The 11103-nt window shown below is 72.4% G+C and carries 10 protein-coding genes and 1 riboswitch; of the genes, 1 reads left to right on the forward strand and 9 read right to left on the reverse strand.

Annotated elements, in window-relative coordinates; translation table 11 throughout:
• Positions 1-278 precede the first annotated feature (278 nt).
• The 7 genes from ABZ404_RS38175 to ABZ404_RS38205 all read right to left on the reverse strand — a co-directional run bounded on the left by ABZ404_RS38175 (position 279) and on the right by ABZ404_RS38205 (position 7074).
• A complete protein-coding gene (locus ABZ404_RS38175) occupies positions 279-962 on the reverse strand; it encodes a transglycosylase family protein (RefSeq protein WP_358833898.1) in 684 nt (227 codons plus the stop codon).
• A 2-nt stretch (positions 963-964) separates the two neighbouring features.
• A riboswitch (cyclic di-AMP (ydaO/yuaA leader) is annotated at positions 965-1161 on the reverse strand.
• A 259-nt stretch (positions 1162-1420) separates the two neighbouring features.
• Complete coding sequence (locus tag ABZ404_RS38180; RefSeq protein WP_358833897.1) at positions 1421-2407, reverse strand: transglycosylase family protein; 987 nt, start codon at positions 2405-2407, stop codon at positions 1421-1423.
• Between the two features lie 132 nt (positions 2408-2539).
• Positions 2540-3775, reverse strand: a complete 1236-nt coding sequence (locus tag ABZ404_RS38185) for a cytochrome P450 (protein WP_358833896.1) — start codon at positions 3773-3775, stop codon at positions 2540-2542.
• A gap of 128 nt (positions 3776-3903) precedes the next feature.
• A complete protein-coding gene (locus tag ABZ404_RS38190; RefSeq protein ID WP_358833895.1) occupies positions 3904-4875 on the reverse strand; it encodes a nucleoside triphosphate pyrophosphohydrolase in 972 nt (323 codons plus the stop codon).
• A gap of 44 nt (positions 4876-4919) precedes the next feature.
• Complete coding sequence (locus tag ABZ404_RS38195) at positions 4920-5579, reverse strand: SurA N-terminal domain-containing protein (RefSeq protein WP_358833894.1); 660 nt, start codon at positions 5577-5579, stop codon at positions 4920-4922.
• A 68-nt stretch (positions 5580-5647) separates the two neighbouring features.
• Positions 5648-6082 (reverse strand): GtrA family protein, encoded by a 435-nt coding sequence (locus tag ABZ404_RS38200; RefSeq protein ID WP_358833893.1) that lies wholly within the window; start codon positions 6080-6082, stop codon positions 5648-5650.
• The gene (locus ABZ404_RS38205; protein WP_358833892.1) at positions 6079-7074 is read right to left on the reverse strand and encodes a glycosyltransferase family 2 protein; all 996 of its coding nucleotides are present in this window, start codon (positions 7072-7074) and stop codon (positions 6079-6081) included. The genes ABZ404_RS38200 and ABZ404_RS38205 overlap by 4 nt, the downstream gene beginning before the upstream one ends.
• Before the next feature lie 179 nt (positions 7075-7253).
• Here ABZ404_RS38205 and ABZ404_RS38210 point away from each other — a divergent pair, with 179 nt between their 5' ends.
• Positions 7254-9728: a YfhO family protein gene (locus tag ABZ404_RS38210; RefSeq protein WP_358991626.1), complete on the forward strand. Its 2475-nt coding sequence runs from the start codon at positions 7254-7256 to the stop codon at positions 9726-9728.
• Between the two features lie 19 nt (positions 9729-9747).
• Here ABZ404_RS38210 and ABZ404_RS38215 read toward each other — a convergent pair whose 3' ends face one another.
• A complete protein-coding gene (locus ABZ404_RS38215) occupies positions 9748-10629 on the reverse strand; it encodes a glycoside hydrolase domain-containing protein (RefSeq protein ID WP_358833890.1) in 882 nt (293 codons plus the stop codon).
• A gap of 97 nt (positions 10630-10726) precedes the next feature.
• On the reverse strand, positions 10727-11101 hold the full coding sequence (locus ABZ404_RS38220; protein WP_358833889.1) for a hypothetical protein: 375 nt from the start codon (positions 11099-11101) through the stop codon (positions 10727-10729).
• Between the last annotated feature and the right edge of the window lie 2 nt (positions 11102-11103).

An 11103-nucleotide genomic window follows, 5' to 3' on the forward strand; every position in this document is an offset into this window, starting at 1 on the left:
AACGGCAAGGCGTGGAACTCCACCGCGCTCCCCCACTCCCTGCTGGCCCGGGGCGGCACGCTGGACTTCGCCTACAGGGGCGCGGGGAACTGCGCGGGCAACCCACCACCGGCCCGCAGGTGAACCCCGGCCGATAAGGGGCGCGGGGAACCGCGCGGGCAACCCACCGCCTGCCCCCGGACGGCCCCTGGCCAGGGAGGGGGCGGGGAACCGTGCGCCCGGCCGCCGGCGGTCCGGGGGTGCGGGGCCGGTCCCGCGCCCCCGGGCCGGGAGGACGCTCAGCTCAGGTGCAGCTGCTGGTTCACGTAGATCAGGTTCGCGTCCTTGACGACGTCCTTGTTCAGCTCGAACAGCTTCTCCCAGCCACCCTTGACGCCGTGCGCCGAGGCGATGGAGCCCAGGGTGTCCCCGGCCTTCACCTTGTACTCGCCGTCGCCGGTCTTGACCGGGGCCGGACGGGACTCGCCGCGCGAGGCGGGGGCCGACTCGCGCTGGGGGGCGGGGGCGGCCTTGGGCGCGGCCTTCTTCGGCGCGGCCTTCTTCGGCGTGGCCGGGGAGCCGGACGTGTCGACGTCCGCGGCCGAGCCGCCGGCGGTCAGGTTGCCCGCGCCGGCGCAGGACCAGGCACCCGGCCCCTGCATGGCGAGCAGCTTCTCGGCCGTGGCGATCTGCTGGCCCTTGCTGGCCAGGTCGGCGCGGGAGGCGTACTGGGTGCCGCCCGCCGCGGCCCAGGAGGACTGCGAGAACTGCAGACCGCCGTAGTAGCCGTTGCCGGTGTTGATGGACCAGTTGCCGCCGGACTCGCACTGGGCGACGGCGTCCCAGGTGGAGACGGAGGCGGCGGAGGCGGAGCCGGCGGCCATCAGCGGGGCGGCGACGGCGGCACCGGTGACACCGGCCAGCGTGACGACTCGGACGGCCTTGGACGGGCGGCGGTGCTTGCCCTTGCCGGAAAGCAGCATGGAGTTCTCCTCACCGACGCCTGCGAGGTGAGCTGTCGGGTTCGGGCGAGTGAGTGGCCCGGCCGCGCCAGTGGCGCGTCTTCACCCCAAGCCGTTCCCTGGCCGCTTCGTACGTCTCGCCGTATGGCGTACGTCCCTCAACGGCCGGGCCCGGCGCTTACCTTGGGTCCCCCGCTCCTGCCTACGGCGCTTGGAGCGTCGACTGTTCCCCGCGACCGGCGGCAGGATTCGGCGTTCCCGGTCGAAGGGGCCCGTGGTGACGAGCGCTTCGACCGTAAACACACCAACCCCTGATGTTCAAAGGGGCACATCGGGGAGAAATCGCCCCTCCCGGCTCTTCCGTAACCCCTGTTTCCGCAGGTCGGGGGCGTAACACCCGTACCGGACGGACGGGACACGGCAGTTGACGGAAAGAGACCCTTGTCTCACTTGCACAGAAGTGGACATAGGCCCCTGAACTACCCCTTGGCCGGGGCCGGGTTGTCCGTCTTTGCCAGGTTCAGATCAAGGTTCTGGCCAGGCACGATGAGGTTCGGGTCGGCGCCGATCGTCTTCTCGTTCGCCTTGTAGAGCGCGGACCAGCCGCCCTCGACCTTGTGCGTGCGCGAGATGTCCCACAGATTGTCGCCGGGGCGGACGGTGTAGTCGCCTTCGGCGGCCAGTACGTCGCCCGACTCGCGTGACTCGGCGTCACCTCGCGAGGCGTGACGCCCCGATTCATGAGTGTTGTCCGTATTGCCCGGCTCGGTGGCCGCGGGCGTGCCGGTCTCGGCCGGGTCGGGGGTGCCGCGGTGCTTGCCGCCGGAGGCGGAGCCGGTGCCCGCGTCGGCGGTCCCGGCCGGGACGCCCGCGTCGGCGGAGCCGGGCTTGGCGCTCGCGCCCGTGGACGGCGCCGAGGGCGTCGTGGAGGGCTTGGGGGCGGTCGAGGACGACGGGGACGGCGTGGTGGACGCCGGCGGCTTCTTGGCGGGCGCGGACGGCGTGGCCGTGGCGTCCGGGGTCGCGGCCCCCTCCTCGGAGGGGACGTACGGCGAGGGCGTCGCGCCCGGGTCGACGGCCGGGGCGCCGCCGCCCGCGGTGAGCCCGGAGATCCCCGAGCAGCTGGTGAAGGCCTTCGGGCCCTTCGCCGCGAGCACCTTCTCGGCGACGGCTATCTGCTGCGCCCGGCTGGCCAGGTCGGCCCGCTCCGCGTACGCCGTACCGCCGTAGTTCTGCCAGGTCTCCTGGGAGAACTGGAGCCCGCCGTACAGTCCGTTGCCGAAGTCGGCGCTCCACGCGCCGCCGCTCTCGCACTCCGCCACGCTGTCCCAGGTGGACGCGGTGGCGGCGCTCGCGCCGCTCGCCGCGAAGAGCGGAAGGGCGAGGGCCGAGCCGGTCACCCCCGCCGCGACGACGAGTGCGGGAGCCTGGCGGGGTCGGCGGTGCCGTCCGTTCCCGGAGCGCATGCTGTGGCCTTCCGTGTGACTACGTCTGTGACCGCCGGGCCGGGCGGTGCGCCCGGTGTGGCGAGTCGAGGGGTGAACGTAGCCGTACTCGAACGCTTGTCACAAGTCGATGCACCCGCGATAACGCCAAAGTCACAGTTTTGACGAATCGTCAGTTCCGGTGGGCGTGAACGCGACCGGCAGGGTGCGCAGTCCACGCATGATCAGCCCGCCCCGCCAGCGCAAATCGGCAGGATCCGCCGCGAGCCGCAGGTCAGGAAGGCGTCGCAGCAAGGTGGCCAGCGCGGTCCTCGCCTCCAGTCTGGCCAGGGGCGCGCCCAGGCAGTAGTGGATGCCGTGGCCGTAGCCGAGGTGCTGGTTGTCGCGGCGGCCGAGGTCGAGCGTGTCCGGGTCGGGGAAGCGGTCGGGGTCGCGGTCGGCGGCGGCCAGGACGACCAGCACCGGGTCGCCCGCGGCGATGTCCTGACCCCCGATCGACAGCGGGCGGGTGGCGAAGCGCCAGGTGGCCATCTCCACGGGCCCGTCGTAGCGCAGCAGTTCCTCGATGCCGGTGTCCAGCAGGTCCGACTCCCCGGCCGCGAGCGAGCGCTGCAGCCGCTCGCGCTGCCCGGGGTCGCGCAGCAGCGCGTACATCCCGTTGCCGATGAGGTTCACGGTCGTCTCGAACCCGGCGAACAGGAGGATGAAGGCCATCGCCGCGGCCTCGTTCTCGGTGAGGTGCTCGCCGTGGTCGCTGGCGCGGATGAGGCCGGAGATGAGGTCCTCGCCCGGGTTCTCCCTCTTGCGGTGGATGAGTTCGAGGAGGTAGCCGCGCATCTTCTTCACCGAGCGGGCCACCCCGCCGCGCGGGCCCTTGCCGTGCCGGATCATCATCCCGGCCCAGTCCCGGAAGTCGTCCTGGTCCTCGCGCGGCACGCCCAGCAGGTCGCAGATGGCGTAGATGGGCAGCGGGAACGCGAACTCGTGGATGAGGTCGGCCTCCCCTCCGGCCGCGAACCGGTCGATGAGGGTGTCCGTCAACTCCTGCACCCGGGGCGCGAATTCGGCGACCGTACGGGGAGTGAACGCCTTCGCCACCAGCCGCCGCAGCCGGGTGTGGTCCGGCGGGTCGATGTTGAGCAGATGCGTCATCAGCTCGGCCTTGCGCTCGCCCGGGATGCCCGTTCTGCCCCGGGCGTGCGCGGGCTCGTCGTGGTGCGCCGGGTTCTTGGACAGCCGCTGGTCGGCGAGGGCCTGCCGGGCGTCCGCGTACCGCGTCACCAGCCACGCCTCGACCCCGCTGGGCAGCGTGGTGCGGTGCACGGGCGCGTGCTCCCGCAGCCAGCCGTAGGCGGGGTAGGGGTCGGTGGCGAACTCCCAGGTGAACATCTCGGGGGCGGGGGGTGCCCCTGGCGGGGGCGGGGTCTGGCCCGGGTCCCGGCCCGGCGGGGTGTGCGGGGCCTGGTCGGGGTGTGCGCCCGGGTCCCGGCCCGGCGGGGTCGGAGGGTGTGTCACCGTCAGCTCGTCTCGGCCGTGCGGATCGCGTCCCGGTACGCGCGCGCCGCCGCCCGCAGGGCCGCCTCCGGGTCCGTGCCGTCGGCCTCCGCCGCCACCGCCAGGGCGAGCAGCCGGTAGCCGATGCCCTCACCGGAGGGCAGGGGCACGTCGAGGCCCGCCGTACGGACCCGGGACGCCAGCTTGGCGGCGAGGGCGAGGCCGGGCTGACCGAGGGGGACGCCGTCGGTCACCGACGCGCGCCCCTTCTCCGCCGCCTTCTGGCGCAGCCAGTGCTCCTTGACCTCCTCGGGCGTCTCCGCGTGCGCGTCGCCGAAGATGTGCGGATGGCGGTGGATCAGCTTCTCCACGATCGCGCCGGCCACGTCGTCGATGGAGAACGGGTCCGCCCCGTCCTCCGCGTCCCCCTCCTCCGCGATGCGCGCGTGGAAGACGACCTGGAGGAGCACGTCCCCCAGCTCCTCGCGCAGCTCGTCGCGGTCGCCCTCCTCCACCGCCTCGACCAGCTCGTACGCCTCTTCCAGGGCGTACTTCGCCAGCCCCTTGTGGGTCTGCTGGGACGACCACGGGCACTCGCGGCGGATGCGGTCCATGACCTGGACGAGGTCGAGCAGCCGGGCGCCGGGCAGGTCGTAGGAGCCGGGCAGCAGCTCCAGGTCGGGCATGGCGACCCGGCCGGAGCCCGCGAGCCGGGCCAGCCCCTCGGTGAGCCGGCGGTCGCCCTCGCCGGAGGGGAGGACGACGACCGTACGGCCCCCGGCGCACGCCTCGACCAGCTCCTGGGCGTCCAACTCCACGATCTCGGCCTCGACGCCCGCCTCGCGCAGATACGGCAGCTGCGGGTGGCCGGGGTCGGCGCAGAGCACCCGGTCGGCGGCGCGCAGCGTCTGCCACGCGGGCCAGGACAGCAGTCCGGGGGCCACCCGGTGGCTGGCGGTGAGCAGGACGACGCGGCCGGGTTCTTCGAGAGTCACCTCTCGAACCTACCCCGGCCGCCCGCCGCGCCCGCTCCGCCCCGTCAGCCGGTGACGGGGGCCTCCCGCTCCGGGGCCTGCTTGGTGACCTGGGCGATCCACGGCGTCCTGGTGTCGGCGAGCTGGATCGCCTTGTCGTCCCAGCTCCCGTACCGCGGGTTCACGTCGATGCTCAGCTTCTTGGACGCCTCGGTGAGCGTCCTGGTGACGGAGGCCTGGCCGGTCGGGGTGGCGAGGTCGGCGCCGGTCGCGGCGGCCAGCTTGGTGAGCTGCACCTGCTCGCGCACCGCGTCGTCGATCTGACCGGGGGCGACCCCGCGCTGCTGGAGGAGCATGGCGGCGAACGCCTGCTCGCCGCCCGCCTGCCGGGCCATCGCGGCCCGCGCCTGCTGGAGCTCCTTGCGGCTGACGCTCACCCCGGCGTCGGCGGCGGCCCGGTCGAGCACCTTGTCGAAGATCAGCCCGTGCAGCTTGGCGCGGCTGAGCTGGCCGGTGTTGCGGATGAGCTGGGCGGACTGCGGCGAGGCCTCCTGCGCCGTACGGACGTCCTTGACCTGGGCCTGGAGCGCGGAGACCGGAATGCGGTCGCCCCCCACGACGGCGGCGGCGCCCGGATGGGCCTCGCTGCCGCAGGCGGTCAGGAGTGGCCCCGCGCCGAGGAGCGCGACACAGAGGGCGAGTGCGGTGCGACGGCGGCGGTGCAAAGGAGCCTCCCGGCGGATCGTGCGACAGTGCAGCGACCAGATGACCTATGACCTTGCGGTGATCGATGTTAGGCAGTCTCAGTGGTGCGGGCCACTGATTCGTCCAACGATTCGGGCGCCGCGCGGGTCTCGGGGCGCAGCATGATCGTCCGGGAGAGGACGAAGGTGACCGGGATCGCCGTCGCCGCGGCGATCAGCGGGGCCCAGGTGCTGCTGAGGCCGAGCAGGTCCACCAGCACGTACATCCCGGTCGTGGTGATCACGAAGTTGGCCGCGTTGGTGAGCGGGAACAGCAGGAACTTCCGCCAGGTGGGCCGGGTGCGGTAGGTGAAGTACGAGGTGAGGAAGAAGGAGCCGACCATGGCCAGCAGAAAGGCCGTGACATGGGCGACCACGTACGGCACTCGCGGCAGGAAGAGCAGGTACAGGCCGTAGTACGTCCCGGTGTTGACCGCCCCCACCAGGGCGAACCGGACGATCTGGGCGGCGGTTCCCCGGGTCATCGGCGGGCGAACTCCCGGCCGGGGCGCGGGTGCGGCAGCCGCCCGTCCGCAACCGGTTCCCCGGCCGTGGCGCCCCGCACGTTCGTCGCCTGCACCAGGAAGTGCGGACGGCGTTTGACCTCGTAATAGATGCGGCCGACGTATTCACCGACCACGCCCAGCATCACCATCTGCACCCCGGCGAGCGCGGTGACGGCGACGAGCAGGGTGACATATCCGGGGGTGTCCACGCCGTTCACCAGGGCGACACCGACGATCCACGCGGAATACGCCGTGGCGATCCCGAGCAGCAGCATGCCGAGATAGACGGCCGCCCGCAGCGGCTTGTTGTTGAACGAGATCATCCCGTCCAGGCCGTAATTCAGGAGCTTTCCGAACGTCCAGGCGGAACGCCCCTGTTCCCGTACCGCGTTCTCGTAACTGAACGTGGTGGTGCGGAATCCGACCCAGGCGAAGAGCCCCTTGGAGAAGCGGTTGTACTCGGTGAGTTCGAGCACCGCGTCGACCGTCCTGCGCGAGAGCATGCGGAAGTCTCCCACGCCGTCGACCAGTTCCACATCGACCAGGCGGTTGATCAGGCGGTAGTACAGGCGCGCGGTGAGGGTGCGGGTGACGCGGTCGCCCTTGCGGGTGCGCTGGGCGATCACCTGGTCGTGGCCCTGGGCGTGCAGGTCGAGCATGCGGCCGATCAGCTCCGGCGGGTGCTGGAGGTCGGCGTCCATGATCACCACGGCGTCCCCGGCGGCGTGCCGCAGCCCGGCGAGCATCGCCGCCTCCTTTCCGAAGTTCCGGCTGAAGGAGACATACCGGGCGCGCGGGTCGCGGGCGGCTATCTCCTGGAGCAGCGGGAACGTACGGTCCCTGCTGCCGTCGTCGACGTAAAGGAGCTCGAATTCCGCGTCGAGCCGGGAGATTTCCCTGGTCACCTGGTCGTGGAAGCGACCGATGATCTCCTCTTCGTTGAAGCAGGGCACGACAATCGAGATGAGCACGGTTCTCCCCCGTCGATACGGAGTCGTGTGGGCAGTCAACGAAGGACAACCGGGGCAGACGTCCGGGGCGGATTCACCGAATGACGACGGGGCGTCGATTACGTGAACTGAGCGCCCGCCCCGCTGATTTACCCGCACCGGTCCGGCATATTCGACGGCAGCGACAGCAGAGGATCCCCATGCCGACTCTCGAAGCCGTCCGGCTTCCCCCCGCCGCCCCCGCCGCGCCCCCCGGAGGCGGACGCCCGCGCGTCCGGGCGTCCGCCCTCGCCGCGCTGGTCACCGTGGTCACGGTCTGCGCCGCCGACGCCCTCGCCCGGACCTTCCCCTTCGGACGGCACACCCGCGGCGTCAACGACCTGGGCAACCAGTTCGTCCCCTTCCACGCCCATCTGTGGGACCTGCTGCACGGCCGCGCCCACGGGGGCGCGCTGGTCAACTGGCAGTCGGGGTACGGCACGTCGTTCCTGCCCGACATCGGTACGTATCTGGGCAGCCCGTTCGCGCTGCTGGTCGGGGTGTTCCCGCGCGACCGGATCGACCTCGCGGTGTATGTGATCACGGTCCTGAAGATGGCCGCGGCGGCCGTCGCCATGACCGTCCTGCTGCTCGCCCTGCGCCCGGGCGTCGGCCGGCGCTGGGTGGCCGGGGTGCTGGGGGCCGCGTACGCGCTCTGCGGCTGGTCGGTGATCGAGGCGACCTACAACACCATGTGGCTGGACGGTCTGATCGCCTTCCCGCTGCTCTGCCTCGTCGGCGAGTGGGCCCGGACCAGGACCCGCCCGCTGGCCGGTCCGGTGGTGGTGGCGCTCGCCTGGACGGCGAACTTCTACACCGCGTACATGGCGACGATCGGCGCGGCCCTGGTCCTGCTGCTCCGGTTGTTCCTGGAGGAGCCGCCCGAGGGGACGGGGGCCCGGGTGCGGGCCCGGGTGGGGGCGCTGGCCCGCGCCGGGTGGACGACGGCGCTCGGCATCGGACTGTCCGCCCCCCTCCTCTTCACGGTCTTCCTCGGCACCAAGCACGCGTACCCGGGCTGGAGCAAGGAGTTCGGCCCGGTCCCGTGGAGCGACTTCCTGGCACGCTGGCTCCCGGCGACGTACAGCTTCTCCAGCCCCGCGCTGTTCCTGGGCACGGGCGCGCTGCTGCTGGCGGGCGCGCTGGCGTTCCACCGCGCGGTGCCGGACCGCGAGCGGTACGCCTGGACGGGACTCGCCCTCCTCGTCGCGCTCTCCTTCCAGTGGAAGCCGACGCATCTGGCCTGGCACGCCTTTCAGACACCCAACGGCAGCCCGTACCGCCAGACGTTCGTCCTGAGCGGCATCCTGGTCATCGCCGCGTGGATCTGCGTGGCGGACGGCCTGCCGGACCGGCGCGCGCTGCTCGGCGGCGGCGGGGTGCTCGGGGTGATCGGCGCCGGCGCGGCCTTCAGCGACCTGGTCTCGCCGTGGTCCTACCCCCTGTACGCCGGTGGGCTCGCGGCGGTGCTCGGAGCGCTGGTGATCGCCCGGCGGGTCCGGGGCCGGCGGGCGTTCGCGCTGGCGGCGGTGGTGCTCCTGGCCGGGGCGCAGACCGCGCAGGCGGCGGTGACGGTGGCGTACGGCGACCGGGAGCGGCTGCACCGGCTCGACAGCTACCCGGCGTGGGGCGCGGCGCACGACGCACGCGAGGAGGCGGTGTCCGGGGCGGACGGCTGGCCCGCGTACCGCACGGACCCCGGCCGGCGCCGGCTGACGGGCAACGATCCGCTGCTGGTGGGCGGGGAGGGCGCGTCCTACTACAGCAGCCTGACACCGGACGTGCTGACCAGGACCATGACCGCGCTGGGCGGCGGCTGGACCTCGCGCGGCCGGTCCCTCCAGAGCCTGGACAACCCGGTCACGGACGCGGTGTTCGCGGTGGGGGCGCGGGTGCGGGCGGAGAAGAGCGGGGCGGTGACGGTCACCCGCGCCCCGGTGCCGCCGCTGGTGACGGTGCGGGGCGGGGGGCGGAGTCCGCAGTACGGTAGTTCGCCCTTCCGCAACCAGGAGTTGCTGCTGGGGGCGCGGGTGTACACGCTGCCGCGTACGGTCGCCGAGGGGTGTGCGGCCGGGCAGGAGGCGTTCCTGTGGGCGCCGGAGTACACGGGGTGGGCGCGGCTGGGCACGTCCGGGCGGTGGGTGGAGTTCCGGGGCGGCGCCCCGAAGCGCCGGGCGGCCCTGGCCCCGCTGGGCGTCTCGGCGGGGCCGTCGTCACGGGTGGAGCTGCGCCCCGCGTACAAGAAGGCACAGCTGGGCTGTCTGGACCGGGGTGCGCTGACGGCGGCGGTGGAACGGCTGCGGACGACGGGGGCGAGCGAGGTGGAGGTCACCGGCAGCGGCGTACGGGCGGTGCTGCCCGCCGGGGCGGCCGGGACGGCGGTGTTCGCGATGCCGAGGATCGCGGGGTGGAGGTGCGCGGTGAACGGGGCGGCGGCCGAGCCCGCGGGGTCGTATCTGGGCCTGGTGTCGGTGGAGTTGCGCGGGGGCTCCCCCTCCACTGCCTCCTGTACGTTCCGCCCGCCGGGCCTGAAGGCGGGCACGGCGGCGGGGGCGGCGGGTCTTGCGGGCCTGTTCGGTACGGGGGTGTGGGCGGCGGTACGCAAACGGCGGGCCGGGACGCCGGTGCGCCCCTGACCCGCCGCGGGTGTACGTCCTACTTCGCCACGACGGCGACCGGGGCGTCCCAGGCGTCGCGGTCGACCGTCAGCGTCACGCCGCCGTAGGTCTCCTTCTTGTTGATGGCGTACTGGTGGCCCCGGCGGTGGCCCGCCCACTTGGTCCCGAAGGGGTAGCCCGTGGTGGTCGACTCCACGTCGTCGTAGGCCGCGTACCAGATGGCGTCCGGCATGTCGGTGCCGGGCGTCGAGGCGGCGACGGCGGCGGCGCTGGAGGAGGCGAAGCCGTAGTAGCCGGTGCGGTAGCCCTTGGCGTGCAGGGCCTTGTTCCAGGCGCGGGTGTAGGTGAGCACGGTGTCCTTGCAGGAGGTGTTCGCGGTGTCGAACCCCTCCATGTCGAGGTAGACCGGGCTGCCGGGCCGCATCCCGAGGGCGGTGGCCTTGGCCCCGGCGTCTGCGCCGTCCGTCGCCCCCAGGGAGGCGGCGGTGGAGGCGGTCATCCGCTCCGGGTTGCTCCCGGACTTGCAGGGCGGCTGGGCGCCGACGTAGAGCGGGATGAGCTTCCACCCGACGGCGCTGACCGCCTTCACCCAGTCCGGGGTGAGCTGGGGCTGGGCGCACCCGCGGTTCCTGCCCCCGATGTAGACGGCTGCGCCGCCGTACGGGGAGGCGGTCTTCCACGCCTTCATCTGGGCGAGGGTGGGGGCGGTGCAGGTGTCGAAGGCGCGGCCGGTGTAGGTGGCGGGCTTGGAGAGGGAGACGGGCCGGGCCGGGCCGGCGACCGCGGCGGCCCCGCTGCCGGACGCGCTCCCGCTCCCGGACGCGGCCTCGGCGGTGAGCGCCCCACCCACGAGGAGGGCGGCGCCGCCGAGGGCCATGGCTATGGTGCGGTGGTTCTTGGACGGACGGTGACGAGCCACAAGGATTCCTCAACTGTTCGCGAAAGAAGGGGAGGAGGGCACGTGCCCTCCTCCCCTCTCGGTCCTGCGGACGTGCGTTAGGCGCTACTCGATGAGCTTACTGTTCGACCCATGTGTACCGGCTCCACGCCGCTTCACGGTCTCCCGCCTCGAGCAGAACTTGGATACCCATGGGCCGCGGGAGGAGGCAGCCTTTCGGCCAGGAAATCTCCTCACCGGCGACATCGATCTCCACGTCCTCGGCATCCTCAGAAATCTGGAGATTGTAGAAGGTCCGGTCTCGGAGCATCGTGACCGTGGAGAACTCGGCCTCCACGGTCACGATGACACAGTCATCCTCGCCGTCGTCCAACGTCAAACCGATAGAGGCATGTTCGGGAACCGATTCGTACACCGGTGAGAGGTCCTCCAAAGCCACCTTGGAGTTTTGGTACGAGGGGTTCCATACCTCGACGGTCACAACGTTGGACATCG

This window comes from Streptomyces sp. NPDC005878 (assembly GCF_040629815.1).
Classification (GTDB): Bacteria; Actinomycetota; Actinomycetes; order Streptomycetales; family Streptomycetaceae; genus Streptomyces.

Bases quoted from the DNA above. Each gene is read 5' to 3' on its own strand.
- ABZ404_RS38175 (WP_358833898.1), bottom strand. From the start codon at position 962: ATGCTGCTTTCCGGCAAGGGCAAGCACCGCCGCCCGTCCAAGGCCGTC.
- ABZ404_RS38180 (WP_358833897.1), bottom strand. From the start codon at position 2,407: ATGCGCTCCGGGAACGGACGGCACCGCCGACCCCGCCAGGCTCCCGCA.
- ABZ404_RS38185 (WP_358833896.1), bottom strand. From the start codon at position 3,775: ATGTTCACCTGGGAGTTCGCCACCGACCCCTACCCCGCCTACGGCTGG.
- ABZ404_RS38200 (WP_358833893.1), bottom strand. From the start codon at position 6,082: ATGACCCGGGGAACCGCCGCCCAGATCGTCCGGTTCGCCCTGGTGGGG.
- ABZ404_RS38210 (WP_358991626.1), top strand. From the start codon at position 7,254: ATGCCGACTCTCGAAGCCGTCCGGCTTCCCCCCGCCGCCCCCGCCGCG.
- ABZ404_RS38220 (WP_358833889.1), bottom strand. From the start codon at position 11,101: ATGTCCAACGTTGTGACCGTCGAGGTATGGAACCCCTCGTACCAAAAC.